This window comes from Streptomyces sp. NPDC001868 (assembly GCF_040297125.1).
In the GTDB taxonomy this organism is placed as follows: Bacteria; Actinomycetota; Actinomycetes; order Streptomycetales; family Streptomycetaceae; genus Streptomyces.
Genome location: NZ_JBEOYO010000018.1, coordinates 65790 through 85314 on the forward strand (window position 1 = coordinate 65790; position 19525 = coordinate 85314).

Here is a 19525-nt window from a genome sequence, read left to right on the forward strand (position 1 = left end):
GTCAGGGCCGACCGCACCTGACGCGCCGCCCCCGCCCCCGGCCTGCTACCGCACGCGCCCGGACAGCCGCTTCACTTCCCGGGTGGCCTCGCGGGCCGCCTCTTCGGCCCGGGAGGTGGCGTCGCCGGCCGCCTGGCACCGTTTCTCCGCCTCCCGCTGTTCCTTCTCCGCCCGCTGAAGCTCCTCGCGTGCCTCCCGCAGCCGCTGCTCGGCGGCGGACATGTCCCTCCCGGCCCGGTCGTGCCGGTCGCGGGCCCGCTCCAGTCGCGCTTCGGCGTCCGCTCGTGCGGCACGCAGATCACGCAGCTGCCGGTCGGCGGCCCGGGCCGCCTCGCGGGCTTGGCCGAGCCGCTCCTGCTTCTCGCGGCGCCGCTCGGCGACCTCGTCCTTCGCGCGAGACCGAGCCGGAGCCGGTGCGGCCGTGGCTCGGGCCGGCTTCCGGGATGTGCCGGTCGTCGCGGTCGTACGGCCGGGAAAGTCCGCCGGCGGCGTCAGGGCGCTCTCCAGACGGCCGGTGGCCCACCGGTCCGCCGCGTCCTGGTCGGTGAGCACGGCACGCAGGGTGGCCTCGACGTCTCGCCGTACCGTGTCCGAGAGCCGGTGCCCGGCCTGCGCGGCAAGCTCGGCGGCCTGTCGCGACATCGCGGCGACGATGCTGCGGCGCTGCTCGGACAGCTCCTTGACCCCGCCGGCATCCAGGTTCAGGTAGGCCTCGCGCAGCGCACGGCCCAGCTCCAGGAACCGCCGGCTCTCCTCCGGCTCGGAACGCAGCAGCAGGTTCGCCGACCAGGCGGCGAGGGAGGGGCGGCGAGCGGCGTGGATCCGACGAGCATCCTCCGCGCGTCCGTCCGTCTTGGCCTCGGCCGTCAGCACCTCGCGACGCGGGACGAACGCGGTTGGCGGCGTGGCGTAGAGCTCGTCGAGAGCCTGCTCCACGTCGGCCTTCTCCGCGTCAGCCTTCTCCACGTCGGTCATTTCCAGGCCGGCCTTCCTCACGTCGGCCTTCTGAGCGTCGTTGCCTCCGCCGCCCCGCGCACCCTTACCCCGCATGTTCCTCAGATTCGCTCGCCCGGGACCGCCACGCACCTCGGGGCCGATACCCGACGCGATGCCGGTGGTCGATGCCGGGCCCAGCCGCAGACGGGTCGGAGAGGCTCTGGCGCAGCCGCCGGGCCTCGTGGAAGAGGCGGTTCGTGTGGTCCGCCAGTACGCCGCCCAGGAGGAGTTCCGGGGTGTAGAAGGACCGCGCTGCGGCGGCCACCTCGCGTGCGGACAGGGCGATCTGGATGATGTCGGTGCGGCGGATCTCGTCGATCGAGCTGGCCCAGACGACGCGTCGCAGATTCGCCCAGGCCATCGCGCTCATGCACATCGAGCAGGGTTCACCCGTGGTGTAGAGGGTCGTCTCGGCCCAGCCCTGGTTGCCGTGGCGGTCCACGTAGTCGTTCATGGCGACCACCTCGCCGTGCAACAGCGGACTGTCCGCCCCGGTGTTGACCCCGCTCCCCAGGACCTCACCGGTACGGCTGTGGACGATCACCGCGCCGAACGGCCACTCGGGGTTCCTCCGGGCCTGCTCGACGGCCAGCCACATGAACCTCTCGTGACCGCCACCGCCACCGCCACCGCCGTCGGCGTCGCTACCGGTACGGGTACCGGCGTCGGGAGCCGGGCGGGCGTGGCTCTCCTGGAGCATGTGCCGGGGGAGGGCGAGCGGTGCCGCGGCTCCCGTCACCACGGCTCCCCACTTCCCGAGAAACCGCCGCCTGCCTGAGTCCACACGCTTTTCCTCGCCTGACGCGGACCGTTCCGCAGAGTGATCGAGTCATCACACACCGTGCCCTCCTCGGCTCTGGCTCATGCACCATGCCGTCACCGGGTGTCGAGCGCTCGGCGGCTCTAGCCGCCCGGGGTCGTGGTCCTGTCCGGGTGGCCGCCCGGGCCGAGAAGGCCGGTGGGGTGGACGAGCTGTTCGGTTTCGAGGCGGGGGAGGGTGCGGCGGGTCGCGCGGAGGACGAGGGGCGGGATCGCGGCTCGGGTCAGCTGGGTCAGGCGTAGCCATCGGGGGATGTAGACGGCGGTCCGCCGTTGTTCCACGGCGTGTGTCAGACGGGCGGCGACGATGTCGGCGGGTTGGACGCGCCGCGCGGGGCCCGGCATGTGAGCGCGCAGCTCCCGCAGGGCCGCGTACCGGTCGGCGTCGCGGATCAGGTCGGTGTCGGTCCAGCCGAGGTAGGCGATGCCCACGGCCACACCGTGGTGGGCCGTCTCGGCGCGCAGGGTGTGCGTGAAGGCTTCGACGCCGGACTTGGAGGCGCAGTACGCGCTCATCAGGGGAGCGGCGCCGATCGAGGCCAGCGAGGCGATCTGCAGGTGGTAGCCGGCGGTCCGGATCAGGTCCGGCAGGAACGCCCGTGCGGTCTGGGCGCTGCCGATCAGGTTGACGTCGATCACCCGGCGCCATGTGGCGGGGTCCGACTCGGCGAAGGAGCCGCCTTCGGCGATTCCCGCGTTCGCCACGACGGCCGACGGCGGGCCCAGACGCCTGCGGACGGCTTCGGCGGCGGCGTGGAGGGCCTCTCCGTCGGCGACATCGACCCGGAGGGCAAGCGTCGTGCCGGGGAGGGCGGCGGCCGTCGCCTCCAGTGCCGGTTCGTCGTGGTCGAGGAGGGCCAGTCGTGCGCCGCGCCGGGCGAGCGCGGTCGCCAGCGCCGCTCCGACGCCGCGTGCCGCTCCGGTCACCACGACGGTGCGGTCCTTGAGGGGGCTGTCGTCCACGGCTGGTCCCTTTCTGCTCCGCTTCTGCTTCTGCTCCTCTTCTGCGCGGTGTCGGATTCTGCTCGGTGCCGGGCGCGCCCCGGCCGCTGTACGGGAGGGAACCTCAGCGGGGGAGGTCCGGTTTCCGTCCGGTGCGGTCCCGGTGGGCGAGGACGCGCTGTGCGCGGGTGAGGCCGGGCAGCCGGTGCCGGCGCAGCGCGGCGCGGGCGGCGTTGGCACCGGGGGCGCCGTGGACCCCGCCGCCCGGGTGGGCGGAGGCGGAGGCGAGGTAGAGGCCGTCCACGGGTGTCTCGGGGCGGCCGGTGCCGGGGGCGGGGCGGAAGAAGAGCTGCTGGTGCAGGGCCGCGGTGCCGCCGTTGATGGCGCCGCCGTGCAGGTTGCGGTCGAGCGACTGGAGGGTGGGCGGGGCCAGCACACGCCGGGCGCGGATACGGGAGCGGAAACCCGGCGCGAACCGCTCGACCTGGCGTTCGATCCGGTTGGCCATCACCTCCTGCTCCGTGCGGCCCCAGGTACCCGTGAGGCCCTCTTCGCCCGCGTCGGATCTGATGACGTGCGGCACATGGGTGTAGGCCCAGGCGGCTTCGGTGCCCTGGGGAGAACGGGAGGGGTCCGCGGTCGTCATCTGGCCGAACAGGGCGAAGGGTCGGTCGGGTACCTGGCCCATGGCGATCTGGGCGGCGCAGCGGGTGAGTTCGTCCACGCCGTCGGCCAGGTGGACGGTCCCAGCCCGGGCCGCCGCCTCGGCCTGCCAGGGCACGGGCCCGTCGCAGGCCCAGTCGACCTTGAACGTGGCGAAGTCCCACTGGAAGCGCTTCAGGTCGGCCATCAGCTGGGCCGGGAGATCGTCGGCCTCGACGAGTCCGCCGTACAGGGCCGGCGCGGACACATCCGCCAAGACGGCGCGGCGCGCGGTCACCGTCTCGCCGTCGGCGGTCAGCACCCCGGCGGCCCGTCCGCCGCGCACGAGGACGCGGCGCACCCGCTGCCCACAGCGGAGGCTGCCGCCACGCGCCCGCAGCCGGCTGACGAGGGCCGCTGTCAGGGCGCCCGCCCCGCCGGCCGGTACGGGGAAGCCGTGCGTCTGTCCGAGCATGCACAGCAGCCAGCCGTAGCCGCCGCTGCCGGCGGCCTCCGGTCCGAGGTCGGCGTGCAGCGCGTTGCCGGCCAGCAGCAGTTTTCCGCCTTCGCCCCCGAACTCCTCGTCCCCCATCCGGCGCACCGGCGTGATCAGGGTGCGGGCCATCCGCAGGCCGCCGGCCGCCTTCAGCCTGACGGCGAGGCGGGCTGTGGCGCGCAGCGGCGGGAACGGGGTGAACAGGGCGTCCACGATGTCGGGGCCGAGGCGTTCCCAGGTGCCGTGCAGGCGTTTCCAGGCGTCTCCGTCGCCCGGGTGGAAGGCGTCGAGGGAGTCGGCGGTGGCGTCGATGTCGCGGGAGAGGACCGCGCACCTGCCGTCGCCGAGGGGGTGGGCCAGTACGTGGGGCGCGTGGCTCCAGCGCAGGCCGTACGCGTCGAGGCCGAGACGTGCCAGTACCGGGGACGCGGCGGCGAGCGGATAGAAGGAGCTGAAGAGGTCGCTGACGAAGTCGGGGTCGACGCCCCTGTCGTGGCGCACCGCGCCGCCGGGCTCGGGCTGTTCCTCAAGGACCTCCACGGTCCAGCCGGCGTCGGCCAGCAGGTTGGCGGCCACCAGCCCGTTGGGGCCGGCGCCGATCACCACCGCGTCAGGCATGGCCGCCGGTGCCGTGGGCCGCCGCCCTGCGCCGCGCGTGGAGACTCGTCGGCCGGTCGGCCTCGGTCCCGGGCTCGGCCTGGGTCTCGCAGAGCCGGGCGAGCCGGGCGAGCATCGCGCGATGCCGCAGTTGGATCAGCGCCTCCACACCGACGTTGTGGAGCACTCCGCCCATCCCCTGCAGCGGGTGTTCGTCCGCGATCACCAGGCAGTACGACCCCCAGGGGCGCAGCTTGATGAAGATCCGCGCCGTCCCCAGTGCGCCCGCCTTCGCCTCCAGCTCCAGTTCGGAGCCCTCCACGCAGTGCCGTACGACCGTTTCGTTGGTCAGTCGCAGGGGGCCCACCCGGACCTCGTACCCGATCGCCGAGTCCACCCGCGGCCACTGCCCCCGTACCGGCTCGGAGGCCGACGTGCCCACCACCCACTCCGCGTACCGGGAGCCGTCCGCGAGAACGGCCCACACGGCCTCGGGACTCACCTTGATCAGACGATGCCGTATCGCCATGCCGCACCTCCAGCCAGCCCCGCCTCGGTCGCCGCACGAGTGCCCGGCCCGCCGAGATCCACACCAGGCCGTACGCGGCCCGAGTGAGGGACCCCTCATGGACACCTCGTGCACAGGAGTGGACCCGCCGCCTCCCCCGAGCCGATCGTGGGCGGATGAACGATCACTCCAGGTCACCCGGCGACCCGGCTGACCCCGCCGAACCCGTCCCCGTCCGAGTCCCCGTCCCGGTCCCCGCCCCCGGCATGGGCGAGGAGGCCGGTGAGATCCGCCGGTTCTGGCAGTCGCTCGGTCTCCCGGGGCTGGTCGACGTCCACACGCACTTCATGCCCGAACGCGTCCTGCGCAAGGTGTGGGAGTACTTCGACGCGCTCGACCGCTGACCGGCGGGATGGAGTGGCCGATCACGTACCGCCATGAGGAGGCGGAACGGGCGGCCCTGCTACGGGAGTTCGGCGTGTGGGCCTTCACCGCGATGCTCTACCCGCACAAGCCGGGCATGGCCCGCTGGCTCAACGGCTGGGCGGCCGACTTCGCCCGCCGCACCCCCGACTGTCTGCACACCGCCACCCTCTACCCCGAGCCGGGTGTGGAGGCGTACGTCCGGGAGGCCGTCGAGGCGGGCGCGCGTGTCTTCAAGGCGCATGTGCAGGTGGGGGCGTACGACCCGGCCGACGAACTCCTCGACCGGGCCTGGGGGCTGCTGGCCGAGGCGGGCATCCCCGTGGTGATCCACTGCGGCTCGGGCCCCGCACCCGGCAAGCACACCGGCCCCGAGCCGGTCACGCGGGTGCTGGCACGACACCCTCGGCTGCGGCTGATCGTCGCGCACCTGGGGATGCCCGAGTACGAGGAGTTCCTCGGCCTCGCCGAGCGGTACGGGGAGGTACGGCTCGACACGACGATGGCGCTCACCGACTTCACCGAGGCGTTGATGCCCTTCCCCCGCTGCGCCCTGCCCCGGCTCGCCGCCCTCGGCGACCGCGTCCTCCTCGGCTCCGACTTCCCCAACATCCCCTACCCGTACCTGCACCAGCTCCGCGCCCTGGAACGGCTCGGCCTGGGGGAGGAGTGGCTGCGGGCGGTGTGCCACGACAACGGGGCCGAGCTGTTCGGGCTGTGAGAGCCGGGGCCTGCTGCCCGGCGAGCGGTGCGCGGGATCGTCGTCCGGGTGCTGCCCTCGGTGGACTTGATAGGCAAGTGTTTGCTTGCCTATTGTGGGGTCGTGGCCGACGACCTGTTCAAAGCCCTGGCCGATCCCACCCGCCGGATCATCCTCGACGAGCTGACCGAGAAGTCCGGACAGACACTGTTCGAGATCTGTTCGCGGCTGAGCATGAGGCATCAGCTCGGCATCTCGCGCCAGGCGGTCTCCCAGCACCTCGCGGTGCTGGAGGCCGCCGGGCTCGTGGAGACCAGGCGGGAGGGCCGCTACAAGTTCCACGACCTGAACACGGCCCCGCTGCGGCGGATCGCCGAGCGATGGCTCGTGGCCGACACCCCCGGACCGCAGGAGAGCACCCCATGAAAATTCATCTGACCAGCGTCTTCGTCGAGGACCAGGCCAAGGCCGAGCACTTCTACACCGAGATCCTCGGCTTCGTGAAGAAGTACGACGTCCCGGTGGGCGAGAAGGACCGCTGGCTGACCGTCGTCTCGCCCGACGAGCCCGACGGCACCGAACTCCTCCTGGAGCCCGCCGGCCATCCGGCCGTCAAGACCTACCGGGACGCGCTCGTGGAGGACGGCATCCCGCTCGCCCAGTTCGCCGTCGACGACGTGACGGCGGAGTACGAGCGCCTGCGCGGCCTCGGCGTGCGCTTTACCCAGGAGCCCCTGGAAATGGGCCCCGTCACCACCGCCGTCTTCGACGACACCTGCGGCAACCTGATCCAGATCGCGACGAAGCCGCAGTAGAGGGCGCGGGCCGGGGGCGGACAGGCGGCGCCGACTCCTGGTGGAGGCGATGGCCGAGCGTTCGTGTCAGCAGCCCTACGGTCCCCAGCTCAGCCCGGGGCTCAGTCCCAGCTCAGCCCGAGGTCGGCGAGCCGCTGGAGCTTGTCGGCGCCGAGCTTGGCACGCCTCGTTTTCGTGTTCGACAGAAACACCCCGAGCTTCACCTCGGTGCCGTCCGCCAGCCGCTCCACATGGGCCCGGGGGACCGTCACGGAACCGGTGCGGGCCCGGTACTGCGCCAGGGCCGCGACGCCCCGATCGAAGGCCCCGGAAGCCGTCCGGGACGCCTCCTTCGGCGCTTCCTCCTGCGGCGCGGGCAGCGGTACGACACCCAGGGCTTCGAGGCGTTCCCGCTGACCGCCCGTCAGCCCCGTCCAGACGGTGTGCTGACGCTGCTTGCGGAGCCATCGCCCGACGTCCTGGCCATGGACCGTGACCCCCGGCAGGATGTCCGCCCCGTCCTCGTCACGCAGGAGCTCGCGCACGGCCGCGTAGTGCCGCTGCCAGTCGGCGGGCCAGGCGGGGTTCCAGTCCGGGTCGATCTCGCGCAGCGCGGTCTCCCACTCCGGGTGACCGTCCAGCGCGCCGGGACGGCGGAGGTTGGACAGCCACTGACCGAGGGGCCGGTCCAGCGCCGTCGCCGTCCGGGGCGCGCAGAGCGTCCAGCGCTCCTCGTAGTACACCCGCGCGGCCGCGAGGTTCTCCTGGAAGCGTTCGTCCGCGAGGCTCCAGACCATGCCGAGCGTCTCCAGCCGCCGGGCACGCCTGCCGGGCATCTGCCCGGCCCCGTAGGCACGCCGCTGTTCCGCGACCCACTGCCCAAGAGGCTGGGCTCCCTCCTTGTGGTCGTAGGGCACGCGCGCGTGCCCCTCGCGTTCCACATAGCGCCGCAGCGCCATGTAGCCCCGGGCCCAGTCCTGGCGCTCGGTGTCGATCACGTTGAAGCTGACCCACTGCGCGACCATCACCGGATCACGCGGGGCCGCGAAGCGCAGCAGCAGACGGGATTCCTCCCCGCCCTCCTCCGGCGCCGCGCCGATGTGCGTGGACGGCTGTGCCACGCCCTTCTGGGGCTCCTGAGGGATGGCGAGCAGTTCCACGGCCTCCTCGTCGTGAGCACGCAGCCCTTCGAGCACCTTCACCAAGGGCCGGTACGACCCGGAGGTGAACATGTCCTCCGGCCGCTCTCCCGGCCGAAGGAACACGGGCACGATCAGTGACGCCACTTTCCCCTGCCCCGGCTTCTGCCGCAGGGCCCGGCCGATCGCCTGCACGATGTCGTGCGGAGCGCCCTTCGGATCCAGCAGGGCGACACTGTCCACACTTCTGATGTCGACGCCCTCGCCCAGGACACGGCAGTTGGACAGGACCGCCCGCCGCCCCGTCGAAGCGAAGGCACCCAGCACTTCGCGCCGGTGTTCGGGCGCGTGTTCGCCGCACAGCCAGTCGGCCCAGATCCGCTCCGGGTACCTCTGCGGCTGGTCGGCGTGCAGCTTGGCCGCGACCCCCTGAAGGCCCTCCGCATACGCCTGCGCCTCCATCGTCCGGTGGTGGAACGTGATGCACGTGTTCAGGTCGTGGTCCGCCATGGTCCGCAGCAGCGCCGCGTGAAGTGCCCCGAGCCGCTGCCCGCGCACCTCCTCGCCACGCCGCTCCTCACCCATCAGCCGCTCCGGGGTGACCACCGGGTCCTGGAGCTCCACGACGACGATCTGGTACCGGGCGAGCAGGCCCCGGGAGACGGCCGACGCCAGCGACAGCCTGTACAGGACCGGCCCGAAGACCTCCTCGTCGTCCATCGAGGCCGCCAACTCCTCCGGCAGCGCGTCCCGTACGCCCTCGGCGACCTCCCAGTGCGGGGGCCGCTCCTGCCAGATCCGGGGCGTCGCCGTCAGATACAGCCGCCGGTGCGCCGGGATGACGGTCTGGTCGTGGATGCCCGCCCAGGCCTTGCCCAGCGAGCCGCTCGTCCTGTGGGCCTCATCCACCACCGCGAGGTCCATCGGGGCCAGCCGCTGGCCGTACGCGCCCTCGAAGGCCTCCGCGAGGACGCCCAGGCTGGCGTACGTCGCGTAGACGGTCACCGGCCCCTGGCCGTGCCACAACGCCAACTGGATGGGGTTGGTGGTGCACCGGACCCGCAGATTCCACAGCTCCGGGTCGTCGTGGAGCGAACACACCGCGACCGCCGGACCCTTGTGCCCGGCCGCGTGCCACGCCTTGACCGTCTGGGTCAGCAGCTCCAGCGTCGGCACCACGACGAGAACCCGTCCTCTGGGCACCATCCGCTTCGCCGACGCGGCGGCGATGACCGTCTTTCCGGTCCCGCACGCGGCATGCACCTGCCCCCGCAGACCGTTCGCGGGAATGCCCCCGGCCGGCGGGACGTCCAGGCCCCGCACGATCGCGGCCACCGCCTCGACCTGATGGTTCCGAAGCCGAATACCGGTCACCGACCGTCCCTTTCCCCGCGCCGTACAGCCGGGCCCACCGTTCCGCATCACCGCATCCGTCCGTGCCTGACGGAGACCGGCCTCCCGGACAGGGCCGGCCGGGGTCGACTGCCGGGTGCAGCCCGCCTACTTGTCCTGCTGCCGGCGTACCAACTCGGTGATCCAGACGGGAGCGAACGGCGAAGTACAGCCCGGGGAGGTCGGGTAGTCCTTGAGCACCTCCAGGCGCTCACCGATGTCGATCGCGCGGGCGCGGTGCTCGGCGTGGTCGATGCCGATCTGGGCCAGGCAGTGGTTCATCGCCCACTGCAGGCGGTCCGGGGCGTCCTTCATCTCCGCCTCGATGACGTCGAGCAGCCCGGGGAGGTCGAGGCCCTCGGGCTTCTTCGCCACGCGCTCGGTGGTCAGCGCCCAGCCCGCGCCGGCGACCACGGGATCCGGATCGGCGGACCAGGACAGGCGCAGCTCCTCGGCGTGCGGGTTCTTCTTGACCACGTAGTTCACAAGCCAGTCGTGCACCTTGGGCGTGCGTGCCCCGCGCAGCATGCCGTCCAGTTCGTCGCGCCCGAACTCCTTCGGGCGGCAGATCAGGAGCGCCAGCAGCCTTGCCGCGCTGTCGTCGGTCGCCCACAGCCGCCGGGCGAGTTCCTGCTGTGTCTTCAGCCGTTTCGCGATCGCCCGCAGTCTGCCGAGGTTCACACCGTGATCGTCACCGTGTCGCTCGTTCACCTCGCGTGCCTTCGGGTCTTCGAGCGCGGCCAGCTCGGCCAGCACCTCGGCGACCGTCGTCCCGGTCGGAATCGTCTCGGCCACGTCGGTCTCCTGTCCGTCACGGGGGAGATTCAGCCTATCGGTGACGTAAGGACGGGCTTGCCGGCCGCCCCGCCCCGCTCCGCCCGGCCGCCAGGTCAGTCGCTCTTGTCCGGCGCGGGGGCGGTGGGCCCCGCCGGGCCGGCGCGCAGCATGGCCTTGTAGAGGGCGTCGTGTTCGGGTGAGGGGGGCAGGGGGCCCCGGGCGGGGGTTTCGAGGGACTGGACGATGAGGGCGACGACCCGGCGCCAGGCGTCGGGGGCGGCGTCGCCGGTGGCGTTGACGACGCCGGCGTTGGCCATGTGGATCAGGACCAGGTCGGAGGGGTCGAAGTCCTCGCGGAGTCGCCCGGTGGCCTTGGCCCGGTTGATCAGCTCGACCATGGACGCGTACGCCTCGTCGCGCCGCTTCTCCATGGCCTTTGCGGTGGGGAAGGTCATGGTCAGCACATCGGCGAAGCCGTAGTCGGCGGCCTGCATCGCACACGCGGTCTCGATGTAGCCGGTGAAGCCGCGCCAGGGGTCGGGGTCGTCGAGGGCGGCGGCGACCGCGTCGGCGTAGGCGTCCATGCGGTCGGAGAAGACCGCGGCGACCAGTTCCTCCTTCGTGGGGAAGTGCCGCAGGATCGTCGCGATCCCGACCCCTGCCTCACGGGCCACGGACGCCATCGAGGCGTTCAGGCCGTCCCGCGCGAACACCGAGCGACCGGCGGCGATGATCCGCCCCCGGTTGCGCTCGGCGTCACTGCGCAACCGAGGCGCGGCGGGATCGTCAGGATGTCGGGCGCCAGAGGTCATGACGGTCATTCTAGCGATCGGATCACCCTATCCATTTGTGCTGCTTCCGCATCCAGGAGCAGAGCAGAGGCATCCCTGACAGCGGATCCATGACAACGACGTCCATGACAACGGCACCTAGGACAACGAGCAGCGCGACCTGCGTCAGGTTCCGCATGGGTGACACCATCAGGCCCCGCACCCCACGCCCAAGGAGAGCCCGCTCCCATGAACCTGGTGGAATCGCTCCGCGCCCACCGCCTGCTGGCGATCGTCCGAGGCAAGGACCCCGTCGCGGCCCTGCGCACCGTACGCACCCTCGTCGAGGAGGGTGTCGCGGCCGTCGAGGTCTCGCTGACCACCGCCGACGCCCTGACCGTGCTCAGGCAGGCGCGCGCCGAACTCGGCCCCGACGCCCTCCTCGGCGCCGGGACCGTACGCTCGGCCGCCGACGCCGAACGCGCTCTGGACGCCGGCGCGGCGTACCTCGTCACCCCGGCCCTGGTCGACGGTCTGGAGGCGTACGGCGTCCCCGTCCTGATGGGCGCCCTGACGCCCACCGAGATCGAGACGGCCCTCGCACGGGGCGCCGACGCGATCAAACTCTTCCCCGGCTCCCTCGGCGGCCCCGGCTATCTGCGGGCCCTGCGCGACCCGTTCCCCGAGGTGCCCTTCGTGCCCGTCGGGGGCGTGGACGCGTCGGCCGCCCGTGCCTATCTGGACCGGGGCGCCCTCGCCGTCGGCGTCGGCTCGCCCCTCGTGGGGGACGCGGCCGACGGCGGCGACCTGGAGCAACTGCGCGCCCGCGCGGCCGAGTTCCGCAGGGTCGTCGCGGGGGAGGGACGGTGACGGAACCGGCCGCTCCGGAGGTGGTGACCTTCGGCGAGACGATGGCGGCGCTGCGCGCCCAGGGCGCGCTGCGGCTCGGCGGCAGTCTCGGTCTGTCCGTGGCGGGAGCCGAGTCCAACGTCGCCATCGGCCTCGCCCGGCTCGGGCACCGGGTGCGCTGGGCCGGGCGGGTCGGCGCGGACGAGCTCGGCGCGCTGGTCCTGCGCACCCTGCGCGCCGAGGGCATCGACACCGACTTCGCGGTCAGCGACGACACCGGCCGGCCCACGGGACTGCTGCTGACCGAACCCCGCCTGGGCACACTCACGCGGGTCAGCTACTACCGCACCGGATCCGCGGGTTCGGCCGTCTCAGCGGCCGACGTACTGCCCGCACTGGCCTGCGGAACCCGCGTACTGCACCTGACCGGCATCACCCCGGCGCTCGGCCCGTCGGCGGCCGAGGCCGCCCTGACCGCCGCGACGACGGCGCGGGCCGCCGGAATCACCGTCTGCCTCGACGTCAACCACCGCTCCCGGCTGTGGACCGCCGACCGGGCACGGTCCGCCCTCCGGCCGCTGCTGGCGCACACCGACCTGCTCATCGCCTCCGAGGACGAACTCCCGCTGGTGCTGGAACGGCCCGCCGCGGGCGAGTCCGAGGCCGTGCACGCCATCCTGTCCGCCGGAGTCCACGAGGTCGTCGTCAAGCGTGGCGCACACGGGGCGACCGGCTTCACCGCCGACGGCTCGACCGACTGCCCGGCCCGGGAGGTCGTCGCGGTCGACCTGGTGGGCGCGGGCGACGCCTTCGTGGCCGGATACCTGTCCGGCCTCCTCGACGGCGCGGACGTTCCGGCCCGTCTGCACCGAGCCGTCACCACCGCCGCGTTCGCCGTCGCCACCCGGGGCGACTGGGAGGGCCTTCCGACACGGGACGAACTCGGCCTGCTCGACCAGCCGGACGGCACGACCATGCGCTGACCGGGATCGTCGGAACCCGCTGACGCGGGAGCGTCAGAACAGGATGATCTCCGCCCCCTTCCGGTGGTGGATGGCGATCTTTCCGTGCCGGCCGGTGCCGAATGCCCGGATCGCCACGGGGGCGTAGTCCAGGGTGAAGGTCCGCGCGATAGTCCAGGGTGAAGGTCCGGGCGATCGGGAGGCGCAGACGACCCGCCACGACCTCGGTGGCGAGATGGTCCAGCACCGTGGCGCCGAGAGCCCGCATGAGCGCTCTTCCTTTCGTGCTTCCTGGCCCCGGAGGGCGCGGTGCGATGTCAGCCGCGAGGAAAGCCCTCGTCCCCGAGCTTGAAGACGAGTTCGGCCTCGTCACGCCTGGTGGTGTGCAGGTCCCAGTAGAGAGGGGTGATCTGCTCGGGCCGGGCCGCCTCGATGCCGGGGATGACGGAGACGCCGATGGAGGAGTCGATGCCGATGTGGGCGGCCTGGATGCCGGTGCCCGCGTCGGCCAGCTGATTGTGCAGGTTCAGCACCCAGTTGCGCAGCGCGGCTGCGGCGGCGTTGACGTTGGCGACCCGCGGGTCGGGCCGGATCGAGCCGGCGCCGGTGGTGTAGAGCAGGGTGCCCGCGCCTGCCGTGCGCATCGCGGGCAGGACCGCCTGGGTGGCGGCGATGGCTCCGTACAACTGGAAGTTCATCTCGAACTCGACGTCCGAGGGTTCGGTGGTGGCCGGAGCGGTCAGGGTGGTGACGCCGAACGTCCCCACCGGGGAGTACTCCAGGACATCGATCCCGCCGAATCGGTCGGCGGCGTCCTTGAGGGCCTGGGCGAGCCCCGCGCGGTCGAGCACATCGGCAGGGAACGCGGCGGCGGTGACGCCCTCGGCCCCGAGCTCGCCCACGAGGTCGTCGAGCTTGTCGCGGTTGCGGGAGATCAGGGCGACGTCGAAGCCCTGGGAGCCGAAGGTACGGGCGATGGCCAGGCCCATCTGGGGGCCTGCTCCGACGATGGCGATGCTGGTCACAGCGATCCTCCGGGAAGGGAGACAATGAGAGAGTAGTCGGATAGGTCTATCCGTTTCTGATTCGGATAGGTCTCTCCGGTTCGATGTGGCCACAGTAGCACGCCAAGCGGATAGGGCGATCCGATTGCCGGGCCGACCGGCCTGACCGCTGGTGCCCGGCCGTGCGGCGGCGATGCCCAGGCGGGCGAACCGGCCAAGGAACTGCCCGGGAGCTGGAACCGACCGGAGTCCCACAGCATGGTGGAGAGGTTCCGGCGGCGAGGTCCTCGGTGGCGTCGAAACGGGTGTGCCCGGTGATGTGCCGGACACATGCGCATCAGCCTGCTCGGGAAGCTATCCGGCGTGGGACGACAGACTTTCGTAGCGGTGAAAGGACCCGATGAGGGTGACGAGCGTGTCCGAGACGGGAACCACCTTCAGCAACCCGGTGATTCCCGGCTTCTACCCCGACCCGTCCATCTGCCGTGCGGGCGACGACTACTACCTCGCGTGCTCCAGCTTCGAGTACTTCCCCGGCGTCCCCATCCTCCACAGCCGGGACCTGGTGCACTGGACCCAGATCGGCAACGCGCTCGACCGCCCGAGCCAACTGCGTCTGCCGCCGGACACGGCCTCCTCCGGCGGGATCTACGCCCCCACCCTGCGCCACCACGACGGCCGCTTCTGGCTGATCGTCACCAATGTCAGCGGTGACGGCAATCTGCTGTTCACGGCCACCGACCCGGGCGGCCCCTGGTCCGAGCCGATCCGCCTGCCCGGGGTCCACGGCATCGACCCGGACATCGCCTGGGACGACGACGGCACCTGCTGGTGCACCACCGCCGGCGTCGGACAGATCCGCCTCGACCCCCACACCGGGGAGACGTTCGGCACGCGCCGCCAACTGTGGTCCGGAGCGCCCGGCGCCAAGGCTCCCGAAGCACCCCACCTGTACCGGATCGGCGACTACTGGTACCTGCTCATCGCCGAAGGCGGCACCGAGCGGGGCCACGGCGTCTCGATCGCCCGTGGCCGCACACCCACGGGCCCGTTCGAGCCCTGCCCGGCCAACCCGATCCTCACCCACCGCGGCGCCGACCACCCCATCCAGAACACCGGCCACGCCGACCTGGTGCAGGGGCCCGACGGTTCGTGGTGGATGGTCCTCCTCGGCGTTCGGCCGGGCGGCGGCACCCCCGGCTGGCACGTACTCGGCAGGGAGACCTACCTGGTGCCGGTCGAGTGGGTCGACGGCTGGCCCGTGGTCGGCGACCTGTCGCCCGTCTTGCCCGCACCATCCTGGCCCCTCCAGCCGCCCGCCGCTCCGCCGCAGCACCGGGACGACTTCGACGCGCCCGAGCCGGCCGTGCAGTGGATCTCGCTGCGGCAACGGCCCGCGGAGGACTGCACCACGAAGCAACGGCCCGGCTGGCTGACCCTGCGCGCCCGTGGCGGATCACTCGACGACGCCGATGTGACGTTCATGGGCCGACGGCAACAACATCGGTCGTGCCGGGTGCGCACCCTCGTCGACGCGGCGGCGGGGCAGGGCGACGGCGGCCTGGCCGTTCGCCTGGACGAGAGCCACCACTACTCCGTCGAGGTCACGTCCGGGCAGGTGCGAGTCCGGGCCCGCATCGGCCCGTTGAACACGGTCGTGGCCTCCCGGCCGACGCCTCCGGGTCCCGTCGTACTCCGTGTCGAGACGACCCCCGTGGCAACCGTGAACGACCCGCGCTCCGGCCCCGACTCCGTCTCCCTCGGCTTCGAGGAGCCGGACGGCACCTTCGTCGAACTCGCCTCGCTGGACGGCCGCTACCTGTCCACCGAGGTCGCCGGCGGCTTCACCGGCCGGGTGTTCGGCATGTACGCCACCGCCGGCACCGTTCACTTCGACTGGTTCGACTACGAGCCGCTGGAGGACTGAAGCCGCCGACCGGCCCGGGGCACTGAATCAGCCGGGCGCGCGGGCCGGCTGTCATGGGCGACACCCACGTCCGACACCCGCGTCCCGCCCCGCCGGCGCTTCGGACCAGCGCTTCGGACCAGTGCCTCGGACCAGTGCCTCGGAGCAGTGCCTTGGATCAGTGGTCGCGCACGGCCGCGTAGACCCCGCCGTCGACCAGGATGTCGACGCCGCTGAGGAAGCTCGCCTCGTCGGACAGCAGGAAGGCGACGACCGAGGCGATCTCCTCCGAGCGGCCGGTACGGCCGAGGGGTGTGGCGTCGATCAGCCGTTGCATGGACGGATGGTTGGTCGCCTCCTGTCGGCCCTGCGGGGTGTCGATGACACCGGGGGAGAGGGAGCAGACACGGGCGCCGGCCGGGCCGAGCCGGACCGCCTCCCTGCGGGCGAAGCGGTGCACACCGTGCTTGGCCCAGGGGTAGGCGAGCGCGGTGTTCTCGATGTCGGGGCCGACGGCGTCACGGATCCGGTCGAGGAAGTCCGGGTGCAGCGGGTCGTCCAGGATCGCGGCGATGTCCGGGGTGGGGTCGATGCCGGCGATCATCGGGGACATCGAGGCGAAGTACACATGGGCCGTGCCCACGGTGGCCAGCGGGCGCAGCGCCTCCGCCAGGAGCGCCGTGCCGACGAGGTCGACCTCGAAGATGCGCCGCCAGTCGGCCATCGTGGGCGAGATACCCGCCGCATGGGCGACGGCCCGCAGCGCGCCACGCTCCGCGACCCGGTCGGCGAGCCGGCCGAGGCCCGCCCCGTCGGTGACGTCGACGGCGAACGCCTCGGCGGTGGCCCGGTGCCCGGCCGCGTTGAGGTCCTCCGCGACCGACGCCGCGGCCGCCTCGTCCCGGTCGACGAGCAGCAGTACGTCCACGAGATCGGCCAGCCGCCGCGCGCACGCCTCTCCCATCCCGCGTCCGGCGCCGGTGGCTATCCCTACAGTCGTCATGATCACTCCGCTGTCGAAGAAGGAAGGGGCCGCGAAGGCGCACGAGCACGGAAGTGGCACTCGTCCGCGCGACCACCAGCAGCTAATCGAGGAAGGCTGACTTCTTCCGGACAGCGCGGTGCGGGCCTTCGGAGGCGGCTGTCGTCACGCTCCCGTTCGCCCGAGTACGTAGCCGAACCCCCGGCGTGTGCGGATCAGAGCGGGTTCCTCCTGGTCCACTTTCCGCCGCAGCCGGGAGATGAGTTTCTCGATCGCCTCGGTCGCGCGGAAATCGCTCCACACATGCGCGCTGATCTGCTCCTTCGACAGCACCTGTCCCGCGTTGACCAGCAGGTGGCGCAGCAGTCCTTACTCGGCGGGGGTGAGGTCGAGAGGTCTGGCGCCGCGCCGGGCACTGCGTGTCACATCGTCCAGGACCAGCGTTCCGTACCGGGGCATCCCCGAACACGGCTCGGGGCGCCGGCCGCGCAGCAGGACCTGGGCCCGCGCCAGGATCTCGGTCGTCCGGAAGGGCCTGGTGACATAGTCCTCTCTCCCTCCGCCGAGTTCGGGGAGGAGGGTGTGGAGGTAGTCGCAGGTGATGAGGAAGAGGACGGGCGGCCGGTTGTCCAGGACGAGACGGCGGCCCCGGGCGAGTTCCTTGTTCTCCGGCAGGGTGGCGTCCCACACCACCAGATCGAACCCCGACCGCCGCAGCCGCGCCACGCCCTCGGCGGCGCCGCTCGCCGAGTCCACGCGGTAGCCCGCCGAATCCAGTGCCCGGGTCAGCCGCTCGACGTCCCCGGCATCGCCCGCCACGACGAGCACACTCGGCTCGTCCCCCTGGGACGACGTCGGCCCCTCGTCGTTACCGCGCATGCTGGACCCTTATCAACCCTTATCACCGCCGGTTGCGTGACTTAGGCAAGGATACGGCGATGGACGGCGGCGGCCTGTCGCCCGTCCCTACGGAGCCCTCTGTCAGTCTCCCGGCCTCAGCTGTTCGCTTGCGCGGACTCGGACGCTGATTCGGACTCGGACTCGGACGCGGCCTGGGACGAGGTGGCCGGTTCCCGTGCGTCGGGAGCGGTGTAGTAGACGGACGAGCCCTGCCTCGTACGCTGCGCGTTGCTCTTGGCCACCAGCCCTTCGAGAGTGGTGCGCACGACGTTGGTCTGGATACGGCGGTCGGGGTGGGCCTGGGTGAGCGCGGTGGCGACCTCGGCGGCGGAGCGCGGTTCGCTCTGCTCGGTGAGGTGCCGGCGGATCAGCTCGACGAGGGTGGGCTGGCCCTTCTTGGGGGTTGCTGCCTTCGACGTCGCGGTCTTCGGCGTGCCGGTCTTCGGCGTCCCGCTCTTCGGGGCCGCGGTCTTCGGGGCCGCGGTCTTGGTGGCGGCGGTCTTGGCGGTGGTCGGCTTCTTCGCCTGCTTGCCGCCCTGCGCCGGAGCGGCCTTCTTCGTCCGGGTCCGCTTGCCGGGTTCCGGGGTGGTGGCGGACTTCTGCCGGGGAACGGAAGGTGTGGTGACCTCATCGGCCACGGCAGACGTGGATGCCTCGATGCCGAGTGCCTGCTGCATGTTCGCCAGCACGGTCTGGTCCTGCTGCAGACTGCGGAGTTGGTCCGCCAGGGCGTCGATCTCCCCGCGCAGACGCTCCTGCTCCTTGGCGTTGCGCTCAAGGTCGGCGGCGACCTGAGCGGTGTACTGCGCCTTGAGGTCGGTTGTGTCCGACGGTGTTTCGGTCATGGCGGTTACCTCCCGGCAAACGAATGGGTTGAGTGCGGATGTTACTCACCATCGCCTGTTCAGAGCCCATGTGTCCGCAGGGATTCATACGAACTGGGGTGCCGCAGCAGCAGGAAGAAGATCATCGGGTTGCCCGTGCTTGCTCGGAGGGGGTATCTCAGTGCCAGCGACCGCTTGACTTCGCTCAGCCCATGCCACCGACGAGGCCTTGGGGGAATGCGCGTTCCACCTGGGCGCCAACTTGCCTCCCCCTACCGGGGTATGACAGTTCTCGCCATGCTGACCAGCCCCAATTCATAGGCGAAGACGACCAGTTGCGCTCGGTCGCGGGCGTCGAGCTTGGCGAGCAGCGCATCGCCGGAGGTCATGCCCCGTGCCGCTCGGAGGAGGAACCCGGATCGAGGCCGCTCGCGCCGGGCAGCCGAAGCCCGACGGAACGTGGGTCGGACTGGCATCGGAGACCGGGGACGGGCCGACTGGCTGCGTGCCACGGTGATGAGTGCCACGCTTGTCCTGTAGCTCGGCATTCACCGGGGTGGCGAGCATGCCCGGGCGGCGGCGATCACCGTCGCGGGGCCATGGGCACGGCCATCACCTGTGCGGAAGGTGGCAGACAGTGAGCACAAAGCCTTATTCCGAGGACTATCCGCGGGTCACGCCGTACATCTGCGTCGACGGCGCGGCGGCCGGGATCGACTTCTACGTCGCTGTCCTGGGCGCCACGGAACGCACGCGGATGGCGTCACCCGACGGCAAGGTCCATCACGCGGAGCTGCAGATCGGCAACTCGGTCGTCATGATCGCGGACGAGTTCCCGGAGCTGGGGTTCCGCGGGCCGAAGACGCTCGGCGGCACGCCGGTGAACCTCTATGTGTACGTCGAGGACGTGGACGCGGTCTTCGCCGAGGCCCTCGCCAGGGGCGCCACGGAGTTGATGGCGGTCAAGGACGAGTTCTACGGCGACCGGGTGGGGCAGTTCGAGGACCCCTTCGGTCATCGGTGGCATGTCGCCACGCATGTGGAGGACATCTCGCCGGAGGAGATGGAGAAGCGGGCCAGGGAGGCCATGCCGGGCTGAGTGG

Annotated in this window: 19 protein-coding genes and 2 pseudogenes; 7 read left to right on the forward strand and 14 right to left on the reverse strand. The window is 71.8% G+C overall.

All coding sequences use genetic code 11. From position 1 onward, the window contains the following. Positions 1–45: 45 nt before the first annotated feature. From ABT147_RS21980 to ABT147_RS22000, 5 genes are all read right to left on the reverse strand, one after another. Positions 46–975, reverse strand: a complete 930-nt coding sequence (locus ABT147_RS21980) for a hypothetical protein (protein WP_351408841.1) — start codon at positions 973–975, stop codon at positions 46–48. A 64-nt stretch (positions 976–1039) separates the two neighbouring features. After that, positions 1040–1735 (reverse strand): nucleoside deaminase, encoded by a 696-nt coding sequence (locus ABT147_RS21985; protein ID WP_351408633.1) that lies wholly within the window; start codon positions 1733–1735, stop codon positions 1040–1042. A gap of 164 nt (positions 1736–1899) precedes the next feature. Then, positions 1900–2778 carry an SDR family oxidoreductase gene (locus tag ABT147_RS21990; protein ID WP_351408635.1) on the reverse strand — a complete coding sequence of 293 codons (879 nt, stop codon included), beginning with the start codon at positions 2776–2778 and terminating at the stop codon, positions 1900–1902. Between the two features lie 103 nt (positions 2779–2881). Next, complete coding sequence (locus tag ABT147_RS21995) at positions 2882–4513, reverse strand: phytoene desaturase family protein (RefSeq protein ID WP_351408637.1); 1632 nt, start codon at positions 4511–4513, stop codon at positions 2882–2884. Next, positions 4506–5021: an SRPBCC family protein gene (locus ABT147_RS22000; RefSeq protein ID WP_351408639.1), complete on the reverse strand. Its 516-nt coding sequence runs from the start codon at positions 5019–5021 to the stop codon at positions 4506–4508. The genes ABT147_RS21995 and ABT147_RS22000 overlap by 8 nt, the downstream gene beginning before the upstream one ends. Positions 5022–5266: 245 nt before the next feature. On the opposite strand from ABT147_RS22000, the pseudogene ABT147_RS22005 reads away from it, so the two are divergent. The 3 genes and pseudogenes from ABT147_RS22005 to ABT147_RS22015 all read left to right on the forward strand — a co-directional run bounded on the left by ABT147_RS22005 (position 5267) and on the right by ABT147_RS22015 (position 6938). Further along, positions 5267–6144 (forward strand): annotated as a pseudogene (locus ABT147_RS22005) (amidohydrolase family protein). Positions 6145–6246: 102 nt separating this feature from the next. Then, entirely contained in the window at positions 6247–6549 is a 303-nt protein-coding gene (locus ABT147_RS22010; protein WP_351408641.1) for an ArsR/SmtB family transcription factor, read from the forward strand. After that, entirely contained in the window at positions 6546–6938 is a 393-nt protein-coding gene (locus ABT147_RS22015; RefSeq protein ID WP_351408644.1) for a VOC family protein, read from the forward strand. Before ABT147_RS22010 ends, ABT147_RS22015 begins: the two co-directional genes overlap by 4 nt. Before the next feature lie 101 nt (positions 6939–7039). Here ABT147_RS22015 and ABT147_RS22020 read toward each other — a convergent pair whose 3' ends face one another. The 3 genes from ABT147_RS22020 to ABT147_RS22030 all read right to left on the reverse strand — a co-directional run bounded on the left by ABT147_RS22020 (position 7040) and on the right by ABT147_RS22030 (position 11037). Then, complete coding sequence (locus ABT147_RS22020; protein ID WP_351408646.1) at positions 7040–9430, reverse strand: DEAD/DEAH box helicase; 2391 nt, start codon at positions 9428–9430, stop codon at positions 7040–7042. 126 nt (positions 9431–9556) lie between these two features. Next, positions 9557–10243, reverse strand: coding sequence for a DNA alkylation repair protein (locus ABT147_RS22025; protein ID WP_351408648.1), 687 nt, complete (start codon positions 10241–10243; stop codon positions 9557–9559). A gap of 95 nt (positions 10244–10338) precedes the next feature. Further along, positions 10339–11037 carry a TetR/AcrR family transcriptional regulator gene (locus ABT147_RS22030; RefSeq protein WP_351408650.1) on the reverse strand — a complete coding sequence of 233 codons (699 nt, stop codon included), beginning with the start codon at positions 11035–11037 and terminating at the stop codon, positions 10339–10341. A gap of 207 nt (positions 11038–11244) precedes the next feature. Between ABT147_RS22030 and ABT147_RS22035 the strand changes: the two genes are divergently transcribed. Continuing rightward, entirely contained in the window at positions 11245–11865 is a 621-nt protein-coding gene (locus ABT147_RS22035) for a bifunctional 4-hydroxy-2-oxoglutarate aldolase/2-dehydro-3-deoxy-phosphogluconate aldolase (protein ID WP_351408652.1), read from the forward strand. A gap of 41 nt (positions 11866–11906) precedes the next feature. After that, the gene (locus ABT147_RS22040; RefSeq protein ID WP_351408844.1) at positions 11907–12827 is read left to right on the forward strand and encodes a sugar kinase; all 921 of its coding nucleotides are present in this window, start codon (positions 11907–11909) and stop codon (positions 12825–12827) included. 296 nt (positions 12828–13123) lie between these two features. Here ABT147_RS22040 and ABT147_RS22045 read toward each other — a convergent pair whose 3' ends face one another. Beyond that, positions 13124–13831, reverse strand: a complete 708-nt coding sequence (locus ABT147_RS22045; protein WP_351408654.1) for an SDR family NAD(P)-dependent oxidoreductase — start codon at positions 13829–13831, stop codon at positions 13124–13126. A gap of 379 nt (positions 13832–14210) precedes the next feature. Between ABT147_RS22045 and ABT147_RS22050 the strand changes: the two genes are divergently transcribed. After that, entirely contained in the window at positions 14211–15737 is a 1527-nt protein-coding gene (locus ABT147_RS22050) for a glycoside hydrolase family 43 protein (protein ID WP_351408656.1), read from the forward strand. A gap of 157 nt (positions 15738–15894) precedes the next feature. Here ABT147_RS22050 and ABT147_RS22055 read toward each other — a convergent pair whose 3' ends face one another. From ABT147_RS22055 to ABT147_RS47360, 5 genes and pseudogenes are all read right to left on the reverse strand, one after another. Beyond that, positions 15895–16719, reverse strand: coding sequence for an SDR family oxidoreductase (locus ABT147_RS22055; RefSeq protein ID WP_351408658.1), 825 nt, complete (start codon positions 16717–16719; stop codon positions 15895–15897). 144 nt (positions 16720–16863) lie between these two features. Further along, on the reverse strand, positions 16864–17064 hold the full coding sequence (locus ABT147_RS22060; RefSeq protein ID WP_351408846.1) for a winged helix-turn-helix domain-containing protein: 201 nt from the start codon (positions 17062–17064) through the stop codon (positions 16864–16866). A gap of 3 nt (positions 17065–17067) precedes the next feature. Further along, the gene (locus tag ABT147_RS22065) at positions 17068–17577 is read right to left on the reverse strand and encodes a response regulator transcription factor (RefSeq protein ID WP_351408660.1); all 510 of its coding nucleotides are present in this window, start codon (positions 17575–17577) and stop codon (positions 17068–17070) included. 116 nt (positions 17578–17693) lie between these two features. Then, positions 17694–18443, reverse strand: coding sequence for a hypothetical protein (locus ABT147_RS22070; RefSeq protein ID WP_351408662.1), 750 nt, complete (start codon positions 18441–18443; stop codon positions 17694–17696). Between the two features lie 251 nt (positions 18444–18694). Continuing rightward, positions 18695–18793 (reverse strand): annotated as a pseudogene (locus ABT147_RS47360) (DNA-binding response regulator); the annotation flags it as partial. Between the two features lie 266 nt (positions 18794–19059). On the opposite strand from ABT147_RS47360, the gene ABT147_RS22075 reads away from it, so the two are divergent. Beyond that, positions 19060–19521, forward strand: a complete 462-nt coding sequence (locus tag ABT147_RS22075; RefSeq protein ID WP_351408664.1) for a VOC family protein — start codon at positions 19060–19062, stop codon at positions 19519–19521. Positions 19522–19525 lie beyond the last annotated feature (4 nt).